The sequence below is a fragment of the Symbioplanes lichenis genome, assembly GCF_030709675.1.
In the GTDB taxonomy this organism is placed as follows: domain Bacteria; phylum Actinomycetota; class Actinomycetes; order Mycobacteriales; family Micromonosporaceae; genus Actinoplanes; species Actinoplanes lichenis.
The window spans coordinates 20,782-42,694 of sequence record NZ_JAUZQD010000018.1; the positions used below are offsets into that span (position 1 = coordinate 20,782).

At 71.9% G+C, this 21,913-nt stretch carries 21 protein-coding genes; 8 read left to right on the plus strand and 13 right to left on the minus strand.

Annotated elements, in window-relative coordinates:
* Positions 1-87: 87 nt before the first annotated feature.
* Positions 88-339: an aa3-type cytochrome oxidase subunit CtaJ gene (gene ctaJ, locus RAN62_RS34835; protein ID WP_305789106.1), complete on the minus strand. Its 252-nt coding sequence runs from the start codon at positions 337-339 to the stop codon at positions 88-90.
* Positions 340-585: 246 nt separating this feature from the next.
* Between ctaJ and RAN62_RS34840 the strand changes: the two genes are divergently transcribed.
* On the plus strand, positions 586-1,074 hold the full coding sequence (locus RAN62_RS34840; protein ID WP_305789107.1) for a hypothetical protein: 489 nt from the start codon (positions 586-588) through the stop codon (positions 1,072-1,074).
* Between the two features lie 10 nt (positions 1,075-1,084).
* Positions 1,085-2,095 carry a class F sortase gene (locus tag RAN62_RS34845; protein WP_305789108.1) on the plus strand — a complete coding sequence of 337 codons (1,011 nt, stop codon included), beginning with the start codon at positions 1,085-1,087 and terminating at the stop codon, positions 2,093-2,095.
* Positions 2,096-2,119: 24 nt separating this feature from the next.
* Here the strand turns inward: RAN62_RS34845 and RAN62_RS34850 are convergent, their stop codons facing one another.
* Positions 2,120-2,668 carry an HNH endonuclease gene (locus RAN62_RS34850; RefSeq protein WP_305789109.1) on the minus strand — a complete coding sequence of 183 codons (549 nt, stop codon included), beginning with the start codon at positions 2,666-2,668 and terminating at the stop codon, positions 2,120-2,122.
* Positions 2,669-2,881: 213 nt separating this feature from the next.
* Between RAN62_RS34850 and RAN62_RS34855 the strand changes: the two genes are divergently transcribed.
* From RAN62_RS34855 to RAN62_RS34870, 4 genes are all read left to right on the plus strand, one after another.
* Positions 2,882-3,967: a mechanosensitive ion channel family protein gene (locus tag RAN62_RS34855; protein ID WP_498371883.1), complete on the plus strand. Its 1,086-nt coding sequence runs from the start codon at positions 2,882-2,884 to the stop codon at positions 3,965-3,967.
* A 222-nt stretch (positions 3,968-4,189) separates the two neighbouring features.
* Positions 4,190-5,722 carry an MFS transporter gene (locus tag RAN62_RS34860; RefSeq protein ID WP_305789110.1) on the plus strand — a complete coding sequence of 511 codons (1,533 nt, stop codon included), beginning with the start codon at positions 4,190-4,192 and terminating at the stop codon, positions 5,720-5,722.
* The gene (locus RAN62_RS34865; RefSeq protein ID WP_305789111.1) at positions 5,719-6,126 is read left to right on the plus strand and encodes a globin; all 408 of its coding nucleotides are present in this window, start codon (positions 5,719-5,721) and stop codon (positions 6,124-6,126) included. The genes RAN62_RS34860 and RAN62_RS34865 overlap by 4 nt, the downstream gene beginning before the upstream one ends.
* Before the next feature lie 37 nt (positions 6,127-6,163).
* Positions 6,164-7,432: a delta-60 repeat domain-containing protein gene (locus RAN62_RS34870; protein WP_305789112.1), complete on the plus strand. Its 1,269-nt coding sequence runs from the start codon at positions 6,164-6,166 to the stop codon at positions 7,430-7,432.
* Between the two features lie 151 nt (positions 7,433-7,583).
* Here the strand turns inward: RAN62_RS34870 and RAN62_RS34875 are convergent, their stop codons facing one another.
* The 5 genes from RAN62_RS34875 to RAN62_RS34895 form a co-directional block, all read right to left on the minus strand.
* Entirely contained in the window at positions 7,584-8,168 is a 585-nt protein-coding gene (locus RAN62_RS34875; protein WP_305789113.1) for a type III secretion system chaperone family protein, read from the minus strand.
* 129 nt (positions 8,169-8,297) lie between these two features.
* Entirely contained in the window at positions 8,298-8,957 is a 660-nt protein-coding gene (locus tag RAN62_RS34880) for a DUF8185 domain-containing protein (RefSeq protein ID WP_305789114.1), read from the minus strand.
* Positions 8,958-8,960: 3 nt separating this feature from the next.
* Positions 8,961-9,368 carry an acyl-CoA thioesterase gene (locus tag RAN62_RS34885; RefSeq protein ID WP_305789115.1) on the minus strand — a complete coding sequence of 136 codons (408 nt, stop codon included), beginning with the start codon at positions 9,366-9,368 and terminating at the stop codon, positions 8,961-8,963.
* Positions 9,369-9,401: 33 nt separating this feature from the next.
* Entirely contained in the window at positions 9,402-11,078 is a 1,677-nt protein-coding gene (ettA, locus tag RAN62_RS34890) for an energy-dependent translational throttle protein EttA (RefSeq protein WP_305789116.1), read from the minus strand.
* A gap of 118 nt (positions 11,079-11,196) precedes the next feature.
* Complete coding sequence (locus RAN62_RS34895) at positions 11,197-11,742, minus strand: hypothetical protein (protein ID WP_305789117.1); 546 nt, start codon at positions 11,740-11,742, stop codon at positions 11,197-11,199.
* A gap of 93 nt (positions 11,743-11,835) precedes the next feature.
* Between RAN62_RS34895 and RAN62_RS34900 the strand changes: the two genes are divergently transcribed.
* Positions 11,836-13,266: an alpha,alpha-trehalose-phosphate synthase (UDP-forming) gene (locus tag RAN62_RS34900; protein ID WP_305789118.1), complete on the plus strand. Its 1,431-nt coding sequence runs from the start codon at positions 11,836-11,838 to the stop codon at positions 13,264-13,266.
* Here RAN62_RS34900 and RAN62_RS34905 read toward each other — a convergent pair.
* The 4 genes from RAN62_RS34905 to cobC are packed head-to-tail and all read right to left on the minus strand — an operon-like array spanning position 13,255 to position 16,941.
* Positions 13,255-13,629 (minus strand): VOC family protein, encoded by a 375-nt coding sequence (locus RAN62_RS34905; protein ID WP_305789119.1) that lies wholly within the window; start codon positions 13,627-13,629, stop codon positions 13,255-13,257. The genes RAN62_RS34900 and RAN62_RS34905 overlap by 12 nt on opposite strands.
* A gap of 29 nt (positions 13,630-13,658) precedes the next feature.
* Positions 13,659-14,801 carry a uroporphyrinogen-III C-methyltransferase gene (cobA, locus tag RAN62_RS34910; RefSeq protein ID WP_305789274.1) on the minus strand — a complete coding sequence of 381 codons (1,143 nt, stop codon included), beginning with the start codon at positions 14,799-14,801 and terminating at the stop codon, positions 13,659-13,661.
* A 47-nt stretch (positions 14,802-14,848) separates the two neighbouring features.
* Complete coding sequence (gene cobT, locus RAN62_RS34915; protein ID WP_305789120.1) at positions 14,849-15,904, minus strand: nicotinate-nucleotide--dimethylbenzimidazole phosphoribosyltransferase; 1,056 nt, start codon at positions 15,902-15,904, stop codon at positions 14,849-14,851.
* Entirely contained in the window at positions 15,901-16,941 is a 1,041-nt protein-coding gene (gene cobC / locus RAN62_RS34920) for an Rv2231c family histidinol phosphate aminotransferase CobC (protein WP_305789275.1), read from the minus strand. Before cobC ends, cobT begins: the two co-directional genes overlap by 4 nt.
* A gap of 80 nt (positions 16,942-17,021) precedes the next feature.
* Between cobC and RAN62_RS34925 the strand changes: the two genes are divergently transcribed.
* Positions 17,022-19,148 carry a transglycosylase domain-containing protein gene (locus RAN62_RS34925; protein WP_305789121.1) on the plus strand — a complete coding sequence of 709 codons (2,127 nt, stop codon included), beginning with the start codon at positions 17,022-17,024 and terminating at the stop codon, positions 19,146-19,148.
* 83 nt (positions 19,149-19,231) lie between these two features.
* On the opposite strand, the gene RAN62_RS34930 is transcribed toward RAN62_RS34925, so the two are convergent.
* Both RAN62_RS34930 and RAN62_RS34935 read right to left on the minus strand, forming a co-directional pair.
* Entirely contained in the window at positions 19,232-19,834 is a 603-nt protein-coding gene (locus RAN62_RS34930; RefSeq protein ID WP_305789122.1) for a TIGR03086 family metal-binding protein, read from the minus strand.
* Positions 19,835-19,908: 74 nt separating this feature from the next.
* Positions 19,909-21,876: a cobyrinic acid a,c-diamide synthase CobB gene (locus RAN62_RS34935; protein WP_305789123.1), complete on the minus strand. Its 1,968-nt coding sequence runs from the start codon at positions 21,874-21,876 to the stop codon at positions 19,909-19,911.
* Positions 21,877-21,913 lie beyond the last annotated feature (37 nt).

Consider the following 21,913-nt stretch of genomic DNA (forward strand, 5'->3'; position numbering starts at 1 on the left):
TCGGGGTGCTCGGCCAAAGTCGGCCCGCCCGGGTGGTCGAGCGCCGTCATCGGCTGCTCGTGCTCCTCGCGGCTCAGGGCCTGGGACTCACCAACGGTCACTTGCGCCTCCCACCGTCGCGGGCCGCGCCACCGGGCGGCCCGTAGCGTCCTGGCCGGCCTCGATCACCTTGGCCGGTGCGGCCTCGCTGACCTGCTGGGGCGAGGACACGAACCAGATCGGCTCGAAGTCGAAGGGCCGGCCCGGGCGGTAGCGCCGGTCGGGCTCGTGGCGGCGGCTGGTCGCGAAGACGAGCGCCGCGACGACACCGATGAACGCCACCGGAATCACTGCGAACACCAAAATGGTCTGAAGAATCGACAACCTCAACGCCCCCAGGCGTCATAAGGAACTTGGCCAAGTCACTGTGTGCCCAGTGATCCGAACGTCAATCACGGTAGCGGAGTGGGCCCCGCCACGGACCGCCGGGTGTCAAGACCCACACGTGGGATCTCCGGGGCGGCGCGAAAACGGCCCGGAGGTGCGAAAATCACCCTCACGCGCCGTCCGCGCCGTTACGGCCCGGGACGGCAGGAGGGGGAGATCATGCGCATTTCCGTCCCGGCCGCCTGCGCGGCACTGGCCCTGGCCACTTCCGGCGTCCTGCTGCCCGCGGCTCCCGCGGCCGCGGCCGACGTCTTCCTCGAGATCAACCCCGACACCGTACGGGCCGGCGACGAGATCGGCCTGCGTGCCAGCTGCGACGACAACCTGAAGGAAGGCTCGGTGGCGGCCGAACCGATCGGCAACGTGCCGGTCGCCCCGGCCTTCGGCTTCCTCACGGCCACGGTCACCGTGCCCCGCACCACCGAGGCGGGCGATTATCGCGTCGAGCTGACCTGCTCCGACGGCGCCAAGGCGAGCAGCACCCTGCACGTCGTGGCCCGGGTCGAGCCCGCCCGGGGACCGGCCACGGGCGGCGGCGGCACGGCGCCCGGCAAGTCGGCTCCGCTCCTGCTCGGCGGGGGCGGCGCCGTGGTCGCGGCGGGCCTGGCCCTCGGCCTGGTGGCGATGCGCCGCCGCCGGCTCGGCTGAGGGGCGAGCGGTGTCCGCGGAGGTCCAGCCGGACCCGTCGGCCTATCCGGGACCGCGGGTCCCCGACGCGGTCCGCAGCCGGCGCCCGGCCGAGATCGTCCCCCCGGCGGAGCCGGACGAGTCACCCGATGGAAGCACCTTCGACGACGACCTGCTGCCCTTCGAGGAGGACATCGACGACGACATCGACGACGCCGATGACGAGCCGCCGGTGACCCCGCAGGGCCGTCCTGGGCGCCCGGACGAGGGACCGCCGCCGGGCCGCCGTCCTGGCCGGGCGGACGAGGGACCGCCGCCGGGCCACCGGGCCCGGACGACGCAGGGCGCGCGCTCGACGGCGGCGCCGGGGAGAATGCCCCGGTCCCGGCGCAACGGGAGCCGGCTGCCCGCTCCCCCGCCGGTGCGGGGACGGCCGGTCCTGCCGATCGGGCTGATCGCGGCGGGCCTGGTCTTCGTGGGGCTGTTCGTGGTGTGCATGGGCGCCGGCGCCATGACGGGCTTCGACCTGCGCGACGTGTTCCGGGGGCCGGACGAGCCGCCGCCGCGCTCGTTCCCGGTGCTGGAGCCGAGCCGGCCGACCAAGGTGACGATCCCGGCCCTGGACATCGAGGCGCCGATCCTCGACGTCGGGCTGGCCGCGGACGGGTCGGTGGCCGTGCCGCCGCTGGACCGGCACAACGAGGCGGGCTGGTTCGACCAAGGGCCCACGCCCGGGCAGTTCGGGCCGGCACTGATCGTGGGGCACGCCGACACCCGCACCGGGCCGTCGGTCTTCCACGGGCTGGGCCGGCTCAAGCCGGGGCAGGAGATCGAGGTCAAGCGGGAGGACGGCGACACGGCGGTCTTCAAGGTGAACTCGGTCGAGCACTTCGGCAAGCAGAAGCTGCCGATCAAGCGGGTCTACGGCGACTACTCCCGCCCGTCGCTGCGCCTGGTCACCTGTGGCGGCACCTGGCTCGGCGGCCGCCAAGGCTACAGCGACAACATCATCGTCTTCGCCAGCCTTGTCGACGCGTCCTGACGAACAAAAAGCCGAGCGCGCGCTCTATGCGGCCTCGGCGACTTCGGTGACGGGGGCGGGCAGGTCGAGCCAGTCCGCCCAGCGGGGGTCGGGGGTGCGATGGCCCAGGACCCGCCAGGCGACCCCGCGTGGTGCCGCGGGCGCCGTGTGCAGCCGCCACCCCAGCTCGGCCGGGGTCTTGTCGCCCTTGCTGTGGTTGCACTTGGCGCAGGCGGCGACCACGTTGTCCCAGGCGTGGAGACCCCCGCGGCTGCGGGGGAAGACGTGGTCGATGGTCTCGGCCGAGCCGCGGCAGTAGGCGCAGCGGCCGCCGTCGCGGGCGAAGATGGCCCGGCGGGAGAGGCCGATGTGGGTGCGGTAGGGCACCTTCACGTAGCGGGTGAGCCGCACCACCGAGGGGACCGGTAAGTCCTGGTGGGCGCTGTGCAGGATTCCGTCCCCGTCGGAGACGGCCTCGGCCTTGGCGGTCAGCACCAGGATGGTCGCCCGACGCACCGATACGACGCACAGCGGCTCGTAGGTGGCATTGAGAACCAACGCGGATGAGCCCACTGAGGGTCGTATGTCAGGCATCGTGTTCACCCTTCGGTGTAGGTGCTGGTGGCGCTCCCGGTGTGGTTGTCGTCTCAGGCGAGGTCGGCCGAGCCCCGCGCGGGTGGCGTAGCTCGCAGGCCAATAGTCCCTGATGGAAGACGAATTGGCGAGCACTATCTGTGGCGCGGACGTAAACGTCTGAGGACAGCCGGGCGGATGGCGGGTGCGGAAAGCCCGGTACGGTCGGGACCCGTGACCCTGCTAGCCCCCACCCCGTCGCCCTCGTCGTCGACCGACGTCTTCAACGGGCCGACCATCACCGAGCAGTGCAAGACCGACGCGTTGTGCACGTGGATCTTCAACGAGACGCACAACCAGTGGCTCGCCAACAGCGGTTATGTCTTCTTCGTCAAGCCGCTGCGGATCCTCGCCATCATCCTGATCGCGATGCTCGTGCGGTGGGCCCTGCGCCGGGGCATCAGCCGGCTGACCCACACGACGTCCCGGGCCGCGATGCCGGCGCTGCTCAAGCCGTTGCGCGAGCGCGCGGACAAGCAGGAGGACGCGACCGCGGCGCAGTTCATCCCGGAGCGCCGGCGGCAGCGGGCCGAGGCCATAGGGTCGGTGCTGCGCAGCTTCGTGACCGCGGTGGTCTTCTCGATGGCGGCGCTGCTGGTCATGGGCGAGCTCGGCTTCAACCTCGGGCCGCTGCTGGCCAGCGCGGGCATCGTCGGCGTGGCGCTCGGCTTCGGCGCGCAGAGCCTGGTCAAGGATCTGATCGCGGGCCTGTTCATGCTGCTGGAGGACCAGTACGGCGTCGGCGACTCGGTCGACCTGGGTGACGCGGTCGGCGTGGTCGAGACGGTCGGGCTCCGCGTGACCACGGTGCGGGACATGCGGGGCGTGCTCTGGTACATCCGCAACGGCGAGATCATCCGCGTCGGGAACAAGAGCCAGGGCTGGGCGATGGTGGTCATCGACATCCCGATCGGCTTCGTCAACTCCGAGGAGGCGACGACGGTGCTGCGCGAGGCCGCCCTCGCCCTGGCGGAGGAGCCGGAGCACGCGACCGAGTTCCTGGAGCCGCCGGACGTCGTGGGCGTCGAGCAGCTCACCGTCGACGGCGCGGTCATCCGCACGATCGCCAAGACGACGGCGGACGGCCAGCCCGTGGTCCAGCGCGAGTTGCGGCGCCGGCTCACCGAGGCGCTCGAGACCTCCGGCATCGCCGAGCGGATCGCCGTCTCGCGCATGCTGCCGCGCTCCGCGGTGCCCCCTTACCCGCAACGGTCGTCGATGGAATCCGAGGCGGCCGCGGGTCCCGGAGGAGCGACCTGAGCTGGGATTACTTCGTCCGGGGGATGTCCGTAGTCGACCGAATGGCCGATAATCGGCCCGTACGCCCTAGCCACCGCTCGGCCTTTCGGGCAGAATCGCGTGCAAGAAGCATCTGCACTTGCAGCGTCACGTTCGCGGGGCCGAAACCACCGGGTCAGCCGCGCTCGTGACCGGCCGCCGTCGGCGATCCCGCCGGCCGTCGCGATCGATGGAGGGCCCGGGGTGTCCGACGACCGACCGCCCGCACAGCCCGGCGCCACCGCCGGTGCCGCGGAGCCGGATCGCAGGCCCACATTTTCCGACGTGCTGGCGGTGGGCGAGTTCCGTGCCCTCTTCTTCTCGACCGTCGTCAGCTGGATCGGCGACTATCTGGCCCGTGCTGCCATCATCGTCCTCGTCTACCAGGAGAGCCAGTCCGTATCGCTCTCCGCGGCGTCGTTCGCGATCAGCTATCTGCCGTGGATCCTGGGCGGCCCGGTGTTGTCGGCCATCGCGGAGCGTTATCCGTACAAGCGGGTCCTGATCGTCGCGGACCTGGCCCGGGCCGTCCCGATCGCGCTGATCGCCCTGCCCGGCGTGCCGGTGCCGCTCATCCTGGTCCTGCTCTTCGTGGCGATGCTCGGCGGCCCGCCCACCCAGGCGACCGTCTCGGCGCTGATCCCCCAGGTGCTCGAGCGGCGGCTGCTCGTCACCGGGCTCGCCCTGCAGTCCTCGATGCTGCAGGGCACGCAGGTCTTCGGCTATCTGATCGGCGCGACGCTGGCCGCGAGCCTCAACCCGCGGGTCGGCCTGGCCCTGGACGCCGTCTCGTTCCTGGTGTCGGCGGTCATCATCGCGGCCGGCATCAAGTCGCGGCCGGCCGCCAACGACGCGACCCAGCGCCGGCACCTGCTGCGCGAGACCGGCGAGGGCTTCCAGGTCGTCTTCGGGACCCCGGCGCTGCGGGCGATCGCCATCATGGTCTTCGCGCTGACCACCTTCACGATCCTGCCCGAGGGGCTGGCGGCGGGCTGGGCGGCGCTGTTCGAGCGCGACGCCGAGGCGGCCGGCTTCGACCAGGGGCTCATCATGGCCGCCGGCCCGATCGGCTATGTCATCGGCGGCATCATGGTCGGCCGGATGGGCTCCGCGGAGACCAAGCAGCGGCTGGTCCGCCCGCTGGCCGTGCTGGCGCCGCTCTGCCTGGCCCTGACCGCCTTCGCCCCCAACGCCGTCGCCGTGGCCGTCCTCGTCGCCGGCTCCGGCCTCGCGCAGGGCATGCTGCTCCCCACGCTCAACGGCGCTTTCGTGCTGGCCCTGCCGCACGGTTACCGGGCCCGGGCCTTCGGCGTGATGGCCGGCGGCACGCAGCTGACCCAGGGCGGCGCCGTCGCGGCCACCGGTGTGCTCGCGCAATACTCGTCGATCCCGGTCGTCGTCGGGCTGTGGAGCCTCGCCGGTCTGGTGCTCATGGTGACGCTCGCCGCCCGGCAGTCGCACCGGATCAAGGTGCCGGCCGTCACGGGCACCCCCGAGCACGGCAAGCACGCGGCGCCCGAGCCGCCGGAGTCCACCGAGCGGGCCCCGGCGCCCCGGGCGGAGGAGCCGCCGATGACGCGGCGGCGGCCCGCTCACGGCGTACCGGAAAATCTGGGTGACCACCGCCAGACCGGGGCCGAGGGTTATCGGCCGCGGCACAGCGGGCCGGACATGAGCGCAACGCACATCACACCGGCCCCGGGCCGGCGCACCGCGGCTGGCAGACTGGAAGCGTGAGCGAGGTCAGCTTCTACGAAGCGGTGGGCGGCGAGCCCACCTTCCGCAAGCTCGTCGACAAGTTCTACGAGGGCGTCGCCGGGGATCCGATCCTCCGGCCGATGTACCCCGAGGAGGATCTCGGGCCCGCCGCCGACCGGCTCACGCTCTTCCTCATGCAATATTGGGGCGGCCCGAGCACCTATCAGGCCACCCGCGGCCACCCCCGGCTGCGCATGCGGCACGCGCCCTTCGTGGTCGACGCCGCGGCCCGCGACGCCTGGCTGCTGCACATGCGCGCGGCGGTCGACTCGCTCGAGCTGCCGGCCGAGCAGCACACGGTGCTCTGGGACTATCTGGAGCGCGCCGCCTACTTCATGGTGAACAGCATGGACGCGCATCCCGGGGGCCCGCCCGCTCGTTGATCGGGTGACCCGTGCCCCGACCCCAGGAGCCGCTCCGATGCGACCCCGCCTGCTCACCGCCGCCCTCGGCGCCGCCCTGCTTTGCGTCCCGCTCGGCGGCGCGACACCCGCCGCAGCGGACCCCTACCAGCCGCGGATCGTCTCGGCCGACCCGGTCGACTTCACGCCGCACGTGCTGGACGGGACGGTGTGGGCGCTCGCCGTCGTCGGGGACACGGTCGTGGTCGGCGGCACCTTCACCAAGGTCCAGGACAGCTCGCGCAAGCACACCTACGAGCGCAAGAACATCTTCGCGTACGGCCTCCGCGACGGCGCCGTCCGCTCCTTCGCGCCCACCGTGGACGCCGCGGTCTACACCCTCGCGACCGGCGCGAACGACACGGTCTATCTCGGCGGCGCTTTCAAGACGGTCAACGGCGCCGCCCAGCGGGGCATCGCGCGCGTCTCGGTCGACGACGGCGCTCGGGTCTCGTCCTTCGGGGCGAAGATCGCCTTCGGCGACGTCCGGGCCCTGAGCGTACGCGGCACCCGCCTCTACGCCGGCGGCACGTTCTCGTCCATCGGCGGCGTCAGGCGCACCGCCCTGGCCCGCATGAACGCCGCGACAGGCGCCGTGGACACCGGCTTCGACGCCCGGCTGTCCGCCCCGGGCCTCGCCCGCGCCCGCGTGGAGCACTTCGACATCACCCCGGACGGCTCGCGTCTCGTCGCGGTGGGCGCCATCCGGCGGGCCGGCACGGCACCCCGCACGCAGATCGCCATGTACGACGTGTCGGGCGGCTCGGCGACACTGATGAGCTGGTACACCGACGCGTATGAGGCGGAGTGCATGAAGGGCTTCGACACGTACCTGCGGCAGGTCAAGTTCTCGCCGGACGGCGCGTACTTCGTGGTGGCGGCAACCGGGCGGGCCTCCTCCCCCGTGAAGCTGTGCGACTCGGCGGCGCGCTTCGAGACCGGCGGCGGGGGCCGGCACAACCCGACGTGGGTGCAGCGCACCGGCGGCGACTCGCTCTACGCGGTGGCCGTCACGGGCAGCGCGGTCTACGTCGGCGGGCACCAGCGTTACCTGGACAACCCGCACGGCAGCGACGCCCGGGGCCCCGGGCCCGGTGCGGTCGCCCGGGTCGGCATCGGCGCGGTCAGCCCGGCGACGGGTCGCGCGCTCTCCTGGAACCCGTCGCGCAAGCGGGGCGTCGGCGTCCGCTCGTTCCTCGTCGTGCCCGGTGGCCTGATCGTCGGCTCCGACACGGACGAGCTGGGCAAGGAGTACCACGGCCGCGTAGGCATGTTCCCGTTGAACTGACCCCGCCGCGGTTTTTGATCTTCCGGGATCGCCCGGCAATGAGTCAGGCCCGGTTTTCCGGCGTTCGCGCAGTTTGCGAACGTCGGAAAACCGGGCCTGACTCATTGGCTCAAGGGGGCGATCCCGCCGACGAGCGAAGCGAGTTAACTCGTTACAACAGAGCGCCTTCGTCGTGGAGCCAGTCGACGAACGAGGTGGCGACCGCGGCGCCGCAGTCGAGCATCTCGGCCAGCAGGGCGTCGTGCGCGCCCGAGGCCAGCGGCACCTGGAGCTCTGCATAGATCGGGAGCTGCCCACGCTCGGTCGGGTCGCCGATGTAGGCCTTGCAGAAGCGGCGCGTGTGGTTCCACTCGTTGACCACGCGGTAGGCGCGGTCGGCCCAGTCGGGCGGGACCGTGGCGTGCGGGCGGGCGCGCATCACCAGGATCTCGTCGTCGGGCCCCTCGAGGGTGAACAGCACCGCGTGCCGTTCCCACATGGCCAGCAGGCTCCCGCCGCCGTCGGCGAGGAAGCGGATGTCGAGCAGGTCGAGGGCCTTGCCGATCCGGGTCAGGTCGACCGGGGCCACCTGCTCGGGCTCGTCGGCCGAGGACAGGCCGGCGGAGGAAACCGACAAGCGCTCGGGTTCACGCTGCGTAGGCACGCCGACGCGGACGCTGCTCTGCAGCGCGACCTCGCCGCCGTTCTCGGGTTCGTTGTCTCCGGACGATCCGGGACGCCATGACCACCACGGCATCGTTGTGCACCTCACTCCCCAGCAGGTCAACCGCCGGACGTAGCGGTGGACCCGTCGGCGACGGTACCCGGAAGGGTCGCGAAGGTCAGCCCCTCAAAGGGTGGGCGCGACCGGTCGACCGAGGCGGCATCACCCTTTCGGGTGACCCCCTACAGGCATAACGGTCAATTCTTGGACCGGCTGTAGCCAGGCGACTCCATATGGTGCAGAAATTCCCACCCAGCGTCCCGCGACGCACACGCGGGCGCCCGGTCCGTCCGCTCCCGCCGGCCCCAGGAAACCCATGCGGGAGATCGCCTGGACGAGCCGTTGCGACACCTCGACCGGCCCGCCCTCGGCCGGAGTGACCACCAACGCAACGTGATCGAGGAGCGCGTCGCGGACGGCGCGCTGACCGACCGATCGGCCCGCGAGCCCGCCCTCGGACACCTCGCGCAACGTCCCCGCGGCGGCCTCCGCCAGGCGGGCCAGCTCGGCGGCGGCCACGGACTCGACGACCCGCACCCCGGCCGGCGGCAACGGCCAGCGCCACGCGGCGTCCCGGCGGGCGGGCAACTCGGTGCGGCCGGCGGCCAGCGCGGACAACAGCTCGGCCGCGGACACGGTGGCGTCGCCCGGCCCGGCGCCGGCGACCTCGCGAGTCACCAGGACGCCCCAGGGCAGGCGGGCCCAGAGCGCCACCCGGCCCTTGCCGGAACGCAGGCGTACGGGAAGGGAGGGGTCGAGCCGCCGCAGCCGGGCCAGGAACGCCCCGGCGTCCGCGACTCCCTCGATGCCGTGGTCGGTCACTGCTCAGACTTCCAGGTACGGAGCCAGGAACTCACGCTCCTGCGGAGTCAACCGGCGCGGGTGGCCCTCGGCGAGGTTGTACGGCACGCACACCGACTTGGCCCGGCTCGCCAGCACCTCACCGTCGAAGAGCTCGTAGGAGACGGTGAACGCCGCCGCCCGCAACTGGGAGATCCACAGCTCGATGCGCACCGGCTCGCCGTAGTCCACCGGACGCAGATAGTCGATCTCGTGCCGGGAGATGACGATGCCCTCCTCGAACGAGGTGAACCCCTGCGCCCGGGCCCCGGTGAAGAACATGGCGACGCGCGCCTCCTCGTAGAGCGTGAGGAAGCGCGCGTTGTTGACGTGGCCGTACGCGTCCATGTCGGACCAGCGCACGGCCACGTCGTAGATAAAACGATCAGGCACTAGGTATCTTTCGGTTTTCCGCTGCGGGTGAACTCAGTCACGAGTCAGCTTGCGGTAGGTCACCCGGTGCGGGCGGGCGGCCTCGGCGCCGAGCCGGTCGATCTTGTTCTTCTCGTACGCGTCGAAGTTGCCCTCGAACCAGAACCACTTGTCGGGGTCCTCGTCGGTGCCCTCCCACGCGAGCATGTGGGTGGCGACCCGGTCGAGGAACATCCGGTCGTGGGAGATGACCACGGCGCAGCCCGGGAAGTCGAGCAGCGCGTTCTCCAGGCTGCCCAGGGTCTCGACGTCGAGGTCGTTGGTCGGCTCGTCGAGCAGGATCACGTTGCCGCCGATCTTCAGCGTCATCGCGAGGTTGAGCCGGTTGCGCTCGCCACCGGAGAGCACCTTGACCGGCTTCTGCTGGTCCGGGCCCTTGAAGCCGAACGCCGCCACGTAGGCGCGGGACGGCATCTCGACCTTGCCGACCATCAGGTGGTCGAGACCGTCCGAGACGACCTCCCACACCGTCTTGTCGCCCTCGAGACCGGAGCGGTTCTGGTCGACGTACGACAGCTGCACGGTCTCACCGATGCGCACCGTGCCCTCGTCCGGCTTCTCCAGCCCGACAATGGTCTTGAACAGCGTGGTCTTGCCGACGCCGTTCGGGCCGATGATGCCCACGATGCCGTTGCGCGGCAGCGAGAACGACAGGTGGTCGATGAGCGTACGCCCGTCGAAGCCCTTGACCAGGTCCTTGGTCTCGATGACCGTGTTGCCCAGGCGCGGGCCCGGCGGGATCTGGATCTCCTCGAAGTCGAGCTTGCGCGTCTTCTCCGCCTCGGTGGCCATCTCCTCGTAGCGGTCGAGGCGGGCCTTGCTCTTGGTCTGGCGCGCCTTGGCGTTGGAGCGCACCCACTGCAGCTCCTCGTCGAGGCGCCGCTTGAGCTTGGCGTCCTTGCGGCCCTCGACGGCGAGACGCTGTGCCTTCTTGTCGAGGTAGGTCGAGTAGTTGCCCTCGTACGGGTACGTGCGCCCGCGGTCCAGCTCCAAGATCCAGGTCGCGACGTTGTCGAGGAAGTAGCGGTCGTGCGTGATGGCGATGACGGTGCCGGCGTACTTGGCGAGGTGCTGCTCCAGCCAGTGCACGCTCTCGGCGTCCAGGTGGTTGGTGGGCTCGTCGAGCAGCAGCAGGTCGGGCGCCTCGAGCAGCAGCTTGCACAGCGCGACGCGGCGGCGCTCACCCCCGGAGAGCTGGGTGACGTCGGCGTCCGGCGGCGGGCAGCGCAGCGCGTCCATGGCCAGCTCGAGCTGGGAGTCGAGGTCCCACGCGTTCGCGTTGTCGAGCTCCTCCTGGAGCTTGCCCATCTCCTCCATGAGCTCGTCGCTGTAGTCCGTGGCCATCTGCTCGGCGATCGCGTTGAAGCGGTCGAGCTTGGTCTTGGTCTCCGCGACGGCCTCCTCGATGTTGCCGAGGACCGTCTTCGAGTCGTTGAGCGGGGGCTCCTGCGCCAGCATGCCGACGCTGTAGCCGGGCATGAGCCGGGCCTCGCCGTTGCTGACGTGCTCGACGCCCGCCATGATCTTCAACAGCGTGGACTTACCGGCGCCGTTCGGGCCGACCACACCGATCTTGACCCCGGGCAGGAAGTTCAGCGTCACATTGTCGAGCACGACCTTGTCGCCGTGCGCCTTGCGCGCCTTCTCCAGGGTGTAGATGAACTGGGCCACAGTGCGGCCTACCTCCGTGATCGTGGTTTCCGGTGCCGGAACGGGAGGCCAATCTTTCCAGGTCGCTCACCGCTCCCTACAAGAACCCCGCCCGGTACGCAAGGATTCCCCGCCCGGCTCACTCCTCGTCGACGGAGTGAACCTCGTCCTCGCGGCCGCTGGCAAAGGCGATCCGCAGCTCAGTGGGGCTGACGGTGAAGACGTTGCCGTCCGGCGCGATGCCGACGTACGTGTCGCCCTTCTTCTTGACCTTGGGCAGGAACAGGGCCGTCTCGCCCTCGATCCACGTGGCCTCGTACCCGCCCTTGTTCGATTGGTAGTAGAGGCCGCCCTTCGCGTCGGAGCAGATCCAGACCGTGGTGCCGGTGTCGGCCGCGCGTACCCGCATGACCTGCTCGAGCGGAGTGCTGTAGCCCTTCGCCCGCGCGGTCTGCTCCATCTCGTCCGGGCACCTGATCGCGCTCGGGCCCGACCCCGAGGTCGCGCTGGGCGCCACGGGCACCACCGGCTCGGTGGGTTGATCGGCCGATTGCTGGGCACGCTCGTGCCGGGTGCCCAGCGCCAGCCCCGCCGACATGCCGATGATGGCGAGGAAAACGGTGGCGATGACCACAGGGAAGAAGAGCGGCCGCCGCGGCGGGGAATGATCGACCGACAGACTCACCGGCCAAGGATGACAGGCCACGGCAAGACCCGGCTGCTCACGAACAGTAGGCTCGGCAGCGGGGAACCAGTACGACCCGGAGGTGCTCTCAGCGTGGCCGATCGAAGTTCCTTCGTCGTTGTCGCCAACCGCTTGCCCGTGGACGAGATCGTCGTCGACGGCGAGCGGCAGTGGCGCCCGAGTCCCGGTGGCCTGGTCACCGCGCTCCACCCCGTGCTCGTCGAGCACCGGGGCACGTGGATCGGCTGGGCCGGTGGGGACGGCGACGCGCCGGATCCCTTCGAGCTCGAGGGCATCCACATCCATCCCGTGCCGCTCAGCGCCGAGGAGCTCGAGCGCTACTACGAGGGCCAGTCCAACGCGACCATCTGGCCGCTCTATCACGACGCCGTCGAGACGCCCGTCTACAAGCGGCGCTGGCGCGAGGCGTACAGGGTGGTCAACCAGCGCTTCGCCCAGGCGGCCGCCGAGGTGGCGGCCGAGGGCGCGACGGTCTGGGTGCAGGACTACCAGCTCCAGCTGGTGCCGGCGATGCTCCGCGAGATGCGGCCCGACCTGCGGATCGGCTTCTTCCTGCACATCCCGTTCCCGCCCATCGAGCTCTTCATGCAGATGCCGTTCCGCGCGGAGATCCTGCGCGGCCTGCTCGGCGCGGACCTGGTCGGCTTCCAGCAGCGGCTCGCGGCGCAGAATTTCGTCCGGCTGGCCCGGCACTTGCTCGGCCTGCGCTACGAGGGCCAGTCGATCAAGGTGGACGGGCGCAGCGTCAAGGCCGGCGCCTTCCCGATCAGCATCGACACCAAGGACATGGAGCAGCTCGCCGCCGACCCCAAGGTGCAGGCCCGGGCCAAGGAGATCCGCGCCGAGCTGGGCGACCCCGAGACGATCGTGCTCGGCGTCGACCGCCTCGACTACACCAAGGGCATCGAGCTGCGGCTCAAGGCCTTCCGCGAGCTGCTGGCCGACGGCAAGCTCAAGGTCCCCGACGCGGTGATGGTGCAGGTCGCCACGCCCAGCCGGGAGCGCGTCGAGCACTACCAGACGCTGCGGGTCAAGGTCGAGCGCGAGGTCGGCCGGATCAACGGCGAGTTCGGCAAGGTCGGCATGCCCGCCGTGCACTACCTGCACCAGTCGATGAGCAAGCAGGAGCTCGCCGCCCTCTACGTGGCGGCCGACGTCATGATGGTGACCCCGCTGCGCGACGGCATGAACCTCGTCGCCAAGGAATATGTCGCCTGCCGCGGCGACCGGGGCGGCGCGCTGGTGCTCAGCGAGTTCGCCGGGGCCGCCACCGAGCTGCGCCAGGCGTTCCTGTGCAACCCGCACGACCCCGACGGCGTCAAGGACGCGCTGCTGCGCGCGGTGGCCGCCGAGCCGGCCGAGCTCAAGCGCCGCATGCGGGTCATGCAGCGGCACCTGCGGACCCACGACGTGGCGCTGTGGGCCCGCACCTTCCTCGACGAGCTCGGTGTGCCGGACGACGGGCCGGACGCGGGCTCACCGGACGCGGACTCAGAGGAATAGACAGAACGGATGGCCGGCCGGGTCGAGATAGACCCGGACGTCCTCCTGCGGCTGGTAGTCGGCCTGGGTGGCCCCGGCCTTCTCGGCGTGCGCGCCGGCCTCGTCCAGGTCGGTCACGTGGATGTCGAGATGCACGCTCATCTGCGGGTCGCCGGGGCCCGCCGGCCACACCGGGCGCACGTAGCGCTCCTCGGTCTGGAAGGACAGCCCCGGCCCGCCGTCCGGGGCGCCCAGCTTGACCCACTCCGGCTCGTCCTGGACGACGCTCCAGCCCAGCAGCCGCTGGTAGAACGCCGCGAGCTCCCGGGCGTCCGGCGAGTCCAGCACCACTCCGGCCAATGTCATGTGCGGTCGCTCACTCATGTGAGTGAGCTACCCATTCCCCTGCGTCACTACCCCAGTTCGTTCACGACGTCGCCCAGGACCACGACGGCCGGGGGCCGGATGCCCGCCTCGGCGACTGCTCCGGCCACCTCGCCCAGAGTGCTGCGCAGGACCCGCTGGGTGGATGTCGAGCCCTCCTGGACCACGGCGGCGGGCGTGCCGGCGGACTTGCCGTCGGCCACGAGACGCTCGGCGATCTTCGGCAGGTTCTTGAGGCCCATCAGGATCACCAGGGTGCCCCGGGCGCGGGCCAGCGCGGACCAGTCGACCAGGGACAGCTCGCTCTCCGGCGGCACGTGCCCGGAGACGACGGTGAACTCGTGGGCGACGCCGCGGTGGGTCACCGGGATGCCCGCCAGCGCCGGCGCGGCGATCGAGCTGGTCACCCCCGGGACCACCAGGACGGGTACGCCGGCCCGCGTGCACGCCACGACCTCCTCCCCGCCCCGGCCGAAGACGAAGGGGTCGCCGCCCTTGAGCCGCACCACGAACTTCCCGGCTCGTGCGCGGTCGACGAGGACGCGGTTGATCTCCTCCTGGGCGACCGAGGGGCCGTACGGGATCTTGGACGCGTCGACCAGCTCGACGTCCTCGCGCAACTCGTCGAGGAGCATGCCCGGGACGAGCCGATCGGCGACCACCACGTCGGCCAGGGCGAGCAGGCGGCGTCCCTTGACCGTGATCAGCTCGGGGTCGCCCGGCCCGCTGCCCACGAGCGCGACCGTGCCCTTGATGTCCGCGGCCTCGGCCGTGGCGGTCTCCAGCGCCGTCGAGATGGCATCGCGCACCGCCATCGCGCGACGGCGATCACCACTGTCGGTCACCGCGACTGTGATGTCATCCCGGCGGGCCACCGCGGGTGTCCACGCCGTGGCGGCGTGCCGGTCGTCGGCCCGGACACAGAAAGTGCCGCTCTTATCGGCTTCAACGCTGATTTGTTCCGCGGCCTCGACGTCATCGACCGCCACCTGGATCAGCCAGGCGCCGGCCACGTCGGCGGGCTCGAAGCGCCGCGCCGTCCAGGTGATGCGGCCACTCTCCACGTAAGCGTGCAGAGCCGGCGTCAACTCCGGGGAGACGACGTGCACGTCCGCGCCGGCCGCGAGCAGGGCGGGGAGGCGCCGGGTGGCGACCGCTCCCCCACCGACCATGAGGACGCGCCGGCCGTCGAGCTTGAGCGCCAGGGGGTAGAGGTTGCTCACTTCTCGGTGACCCCTGCCGTGTCGAAGGTCGAGACCTCGCGGAGGACGCGCACGGCGCCGGAGACGATCGGCAGCGCGAGCACGGCGCCCGAGCCCTCGCCCAGGCGCATGCCGAGGTCGAGCAGCGGAGTGAGGCCGAGGTGGTCGAGGGCGACGGTCGCGCCCGGCTCGGCCGAGCGGTGCCCGGCGACCATGGCGGCCACGGCGTCCGGGGCGAACGCGGCCGCCACGAGCGCTGCCGAGGCCGCGATGACGCCGTCCACCACGACCGGCACCCGGCGGGCGGCCGCGCCGAGGATGAACCCGGCGAGGGCGGCGTGCTCCAGACCGCCGACGGCGGCCAGCGTCGCGAGCGGCTGGGCGGGGTCGGGACGGTGCAGATCGAGGGCCTGCGTGACGACGTCGACCTTCCGGGCGTACGTGTCGTCGTCGATGCCCGTCCCGCGTCCGGTGACCGCCGCCGGGGTCGCCCCGGTGAAGGCGGCGATGAGCGCGGCCGCGGGCGTGGTGTTGGCGATGCCCATGTCGCCGGTCACGAGGCACTTCGCGCCGCCCTCGACGAGCGCGGCGGCGACCGAGATGCCGACCTCCAGCGCGGCCTCGGCCTCGGCCTGGGTCATCGCGGGCTCGACGGCGAGGTTACGGGTGCCGCGCCGGATGTTCGCGTCGAGCAGCGTGTCGCCGCCGTGCAGCGGGATGCCGACGCCGACGTCGACGACCATGATCGAGGCGCCCATCTGGCGGGCGAGGGCGTTGACCACGGCGCCGCCGGCCACGAAGTTCGCGACCATCTGCGCCGTGACCTCCTGCGGCCACGGGGTGACGCCGGTGGCGTGCACACCGTGGTCCCCCGCGAACACGGCGATCGCGGCCGGCTCGGGCAGCGGCGGCGGGCAGACCCCGGCCAGGCCCGCCAGGCGCACGGACAGCTCCTCGAGCGCCCCCAGCGAGCCGGCCGGCTTGGTCAGGCGGTCCTGCAGCTCCCGGGCGGCGGTCATGGCCTGCTCATCGGCGGGCGCCACGGCCGCGAGCGTCGACTCGAGGGGTGTCACTGGAACTCCTTCAGAACAGCTCTCAACGTATCCACGAACGCGTCGGTAGTGGCAGTGTCGCGCACGGCCACGCGCAGCCAATCGGCGCCCAGCCCCGGGAACGTGTCGCCACGGCGCACCGCGTAGCCACGTTTGCGCAGCTCACTACGTACCTCGGAAGCTTTTTGGATTTTGATGGTGACGAACGCGGAGGCCGGCTCGCCCGCGATGGTGATCTCCGGCACTTCTTTCAGCGCATCGACCAGGTGCCGGCGCTCGGCGGCCAGCTCCTCGGCGATCGCCCGCTCGGCGGCGACCCCTTGCGGGCCCGCACAGGCCTCGGCGGCGGCCAGGGCGGGAGTCGAGACGGCCCAGAGGGGCTGCGCCTTCGCGAGCTGCGCGATCAGCTCCGGGGCACCCAGCACGTAGCCGATCCGGAGGCCCGCCAGGCCCCAGGTCTTGGTCAGGCTGCGGAGGACGAGCAGGCCGGGCAGGTCGCGGCGACCGGCGAGCGACTCGGGCTCGTGATCGATCCCGGGGCGGAACGTCGTGTCCGCGAACGCCTCGTCGACCACGAGCACCCGGCCGGGGCGGGCGAGCTTCGCCACCTCGGCCGCCGGGTGCAGCACCGACGTCGGGTTGGTCGGGTTGCCGACGAAGACGAGATCGGCCTCCTCGGGCACGAGCGCGGCATCCAGCCGGAAGCCGTCCTCCTCGCGCAGCAGCACCCGCTCGACCTCGTGACCCGCGTTGCGCAATGCGGCCTCAGGCTCGGTGAACTGCGGATGCACCACAACCGCCCGCCGTCTGATTGTCTGCGCGATCAAGACGAAGGCTTGGGCGGCGCCCGCGGTGAGCAGCACCTCGCCGTCGCCGCGACCGTGCCGGGCCTGCACCGCGCGGGTGGCCGCGGTCGCGTCCGGATAGGCGGCCAGCTCGGTGAGCGTCGCGGCGATCGGGCCGGCGAGCCAGGGCGGCATCGGCTGACGGCGGACGTTCACGGCCAGGTCGACCAGCCCCGGTGCCACCTCCGCGTCGCCGTGGTGGTGCAGATCCATCTCCACGGGCCCAGCATGACTGACGAGCTTTTTTCACCGTGGCCAGGGCCGCACTGCCCGATTTGTCATACCTTCGAGAGGTGACGAAGACCATCTCCCCCCTCATCCGCGCCGGCCTCGTCTCCGGGGTCATCGTGGCTGGTCTGATCTTCCCGCTCGTCGCCCTGGCCGGCGTCGGCGCCAAGACGGGGGCGGACGCGCTCGCCAACATGCCCGAGCAGCTGACGGTGGTGCCCAACGCGCAGTCCACCTACGTCTACGCCAACGACGGCAAGACGCTGCTCACGATGTTCTACGAGGAGCATCGCAAGCCGACCGACCTGGCGGACATGTCGCCGTACGTCACGCAGGCGATCGTCGCGTCCGAGGACACCCGCTTCTACGAGCACAACGGCGTGGACGCCAAGGGCGTCGCCCGGGCCTTCGTCGCCAACCAGCAGGCCGGGGGCGTCTCGCAGGGTGCGTCCACGCTGACCATGCAGTACGTCCGGATGGCCCTGCGCGACGGCGCGCGCACGCCCAAGGAGGCCCTCGAGGCCACCGAGCAGACGACAGCGCGCAAGCTCCGGGAGATGCGGCTCGCCATAGAGCTCGAGAAGCGGGTGTCGAAACAGGAGATTCTCGAGCGCTACCTCAACTCGGCGTACTTCGGGCACCGGGCGTACGGGATCTTCGCCGCGTCGGAGGTCTTCTTCTCCAAGACGCCGAAGCAGCTGACGCTGACCGAGGCGGCGCTGCTGGCCGGGCTGGTCAAGGCCCCTTCCGCGTACGACCCGGCGGTGCACAACCAGCGCGAGGCGACCGAGCGCCGCAACTACGTGATCGACCAGATGGTCAAGATGGGCTCGATCACGGCGGCGCAGGGCCGGGCCGCGCAGCGCACCAAGATCAAGCTGAACCTCACGACGCCGCCCAACGACTGCGTCTCGGTGCCGAAGAAGCACAACGACTGGGGCTTCTTCTGCGACTACCTGCGCAACTGGTGGATGGAGCAGCCGGCCTTCGGCGCCAACGCCCAGGAGCGCCTGGAGAACCTGCGCCGCGGCGGCTACAAGGTCGTCACCACGATCGACCCCCAGATCCAGGCCAGCGCCATGGAACACGTGCTGGACAAGGAGAAGCGCAAGAGCGTCTACGCCCACGGCGAGGTCGTCATCGAGCCCGGCAGCGGGCGGATCCGCGCCATGGCCGTCAACCGCCGCTACTCCCTCGACCAGAAGAACAACGGCGAGCACAGCGACCGGCGCAAGCGCGGCGACATCCTCGGCAACTACCCCAACACGGTCAACCCGCTGCTGGGCGGCGGCGACATGGCGGGCTACCAGGCCGGGTCCACCTTCAAGATCTTCACGATGCTGGCGGCGCTCGAGGACGGCATGCCGCTCACGACGTCCTACTACGCGCCGCCGCAATTCGTCTCCAAGTACATCGTCGAGCCGGGGCCCGCCGCGTGCGGCATCCGCTGGTGCCCGAAGAACTCCAGCAAGTCGATGACCGGGAACCAGACCATGTGGAGCGGCTTCGGGAAGTCGGTCAACACGTACTTCGTCCAGCTGGAGCAGAAGGTCGGCGCCCAGAAGGCGGTGCGCATGGCCGAGCGGCTCGGGCTCAAGTGGCGTACGACGGTCGACAAGGAGCTCTCCGCGCCGGACCGCGCCAAGGGCTGGGGCGCCTTCACCCTGGGCGTCAGCGCGGCCACGCCCGTCGAGATGGCGAACGTCGTCGCCACCCTCGGCGCCGAGGGCAAGTACTGCGAGCCGATCCCGGTCCAGGTCATCAACACGCGGGACGGGGCCAGCCTGACGTACGAGAACAAGAAGGTCGCCGGGCCGCGCTGCCACCAGGCCGTGTCCGTGGAAGTCGCGCGGGCCGCCACGGACGCCGCCCGCTGCGTGACCGGCTACGGCGCGGCCCGCGGCAGCTGCGGCGGCTGGGAGACGTCGCCGATGGTCCACGCCACGATGCGGCGGCCGGTGGCGGGGAAGAGCGGAACCACGGACAGCAACCGGAGCGCCTGGTTCATCGGCTTCACACCCCAGCTGGCGGCGGCCGCCTTCGTCGCCGACCCGGACAACCCCGAGAACAAGGTGGGGACGAGCCGGGGCGCGATCTCGAAATTCACGGTGGCGGAGACGCTGCGGGACGCCTTGAAGGGCCGGCCCAAGGCGAAGTTCACGCCGCCGTCGGACGAGATGGTGCACGGCTGATCACGCCTGTGCTTCTCCTCTCCACCCGGGCCCTGGTCGTTGCGACCGGGGCCCGGTCCGTTGCGCGCGCCGCTCCGCCGGGCTCAGTGGGCGGACGTGGTCGGGCGCCAGTGCGGGTCGCGGCCGGCCAGGGCGACGGCCTGCTCGAGCAGCGACGCCTCGTCGCCGGTCGCCACGCGGGGGCCGAAGAGGCCGGGGCTGCCCTGCTCGGGCTGCTGCGACAGGAACTCGACGAGATGCTCGAGCAGCCGCGGGTCGGCGGCGTATTCCTGACCGGTGGCGCGGGCGAGGTCCCAGCCGTGCATCGTCAGCTCGTTGACCGCGAAGGTGCCCATGGCCGCCGCGGGCAGGGTGACCCCGCCGACCGTGGTCGTGCCCTCCCAGGCGGCCGGCACCTTCCAGGCGTTGGACAGGTCGACGAGCATCTCGGGCAGCCGCACCCGCCAGTGCGCGGGCAGGTCGGCGGCGGAGGGCTGCGGTGGCGGGCCGTCGGTGCCGGGATCGGTGCGTTTCCGGGCGCCCTGGCTGAAGGCCCAGCTCAGGCCGAGGAGGTGGGCGAGCAGATCGCCGACGCTCCACGCGGGGCAGGGCGTCGGCGCGGTGAGATGCTCGTCCGTGAGGCCCAGCAGCAGGCCCCGGATCCGGCGCACCGGCGGGTCGAAGTCGAGCGGCACACGATCGGCCACGGTGGGTCTCCCTCCTCGCGGTCCCCTCACCGTACGACCACCCACCGACAAAAAGCGCCCCCGGAGATCCGCTCTCAGCCCGGCTGCTGGTGGTGGCCGGCGGAGAGCGACAAAGTGGCCTCGTCCTGATCGCCCACCGGGCCGGGATGCGGCGCGAAGCTCGCCGGTCCGGGGGCGCCTGACGCCGGGAAGGCACCCGGGCCGGACGCCGGCAGAGTGCTCGGGCCGGACGCCGGGAACGTGCTTGGGCCGGACGCCGGGAAAGTGCTCGGACCGGACGCCGGGCCGGAGGCCGGGACGCTCGCCACACCGGCGGGCCCGTCATGCGACGCCGCACCCGGCACGCGGGCCGATCCGGCGGCCGGTGAGATCGCCTCCGGAGCGCCTGCCGCATTCCCCTGGGGACCGCTCGGCCACGCCGGACCACTGGCCGGGCTCGGCCGCGCCGGACCGCTCGCCTGGCTCGGCACGGCGGCCTGCGCACCGCTCAGCGGAACCGTGGCGTGCCCGGGGGCGTTCTGAACGGGCGCGTACTGCTGCTGGCCGGGACTCTGCGACGCGGCGTGCGCGACGTTGGTCACGTCGACCGGGGCCGGGCTGAGCGTCTGCGTGGTCGCGGCCGACGCCGAGCCGAGCGTGCCGGCCGCCGACGCCGAGCCGAGCACGGCCGACGCCGAGCCGATCGTGCCCGCCACCGCCGCCGCGACGACCCGCCGGGCGATCTCGGGGGCGCCGGCCCAGTGCAGGCCGAGCTGAGAGGCGTGCACCTGGCGCCAGACGAAGCCCTCCGGGTTGCCGCCCGACCACGTCCACGCCGGAACGTGACCGGCACGCGGGGACACGATCGCGCGGTGCTGCTTGTAGCCGGTGATGCGGGCGCCGGCCGGGGCGAGCGGGTTCGTCGACGGGGCGGTCGCCTCGCGGTAGCCCGCGACCGTCTGGGTGCCGGTCGTGGCCGTGGCGTCGATCACGCCGCACATCGGCCGGCCGTCGAAGTCGCGGGTCAGCCACGGCAGCCCCACGCCCTCGGCGATGATCGGGCCGCCCTCGTGCGCGAGCTGGGCCACGGCGGCGCAGAGCCGGCGGTTGGCGGAGAGCTCCTCGGCGTACCCCTCGGGCAAGCCGGCGCCGATCATCAGGCCGCGCGTGCCCGGCGGGAGCGCCTCGTCACGCAGCGGGTCGAACACCGCGACGTCCGCGCCGGCCGCCGTGAGCAGCTCGGCCGTCTCGACATAGGTGTACGGGGCGCCGGGCCCGCCGGCCAGCGCGATCACCGGGCGCTGCAGCGGCAGGTCGGGGCCCTCGAGCGCGTCGGCCGGGCTCCACGGCGCCGCGGGCACGGCCGGCGCGGTGCCCGCCAGGGCCATGATGCGGTCGAGATCGAGCGCGCCGGCGACGGCTTCACCCAATCGGCGTACGGCCCGGGCGGCCTCGACCGTGCGGTGCGCCACCGGCACGGGGCCCTGCCCGCGCGCCGGGAGCACGGCGGGAAGGTCACCGCGGCGCAGGGCACCCAGCACCGGCATGCCGATGTCGTCGAGCGCTGTGCGCAACATCTCCTCGTGCCGGGGCGACGCAACGCGGTTGAGCACGACGCCGCCGAGGTGCACCATCTCGTCGAACATCCGGAAGCCGTGCACCAGCGCCGCCAGCGAGTGCCCCATCGCGGCCACGTCGACCACGAGCAGCACGGGGGCGCGGAGCGCGGCGGCCACGGCGGCCGTACCGTCGAGCTCGGGCTGGCCCGTCAGGCTGTCGAACAGGCCCATCGCGCCCTCGATGACCGACAGCTGGCTGCCCGTGGCACCGTGCGCGAAGAGCGGCGCGATCCGCTGCGAGCCGACCAGGCGCGGATCGAGGTTGCGGCCGGGGCGGCCGGCAGCGAGGCCCAGATAGGCGGCGTCGGTGTGATCGGGGCCGACCTTGAACCCGGCCGCGGGAACGCCACGCGCCGCGGCCGCAGCCAGCAGGCCCACCGCGACGGCGGTCTTGCCGTGCCCGGACGAGGGCGCGCTCACCACCAGGCGGGGTTGGGTGGACATCGGTGGCTCCCTCGTGATCGGTAAGAATTCGCACCCT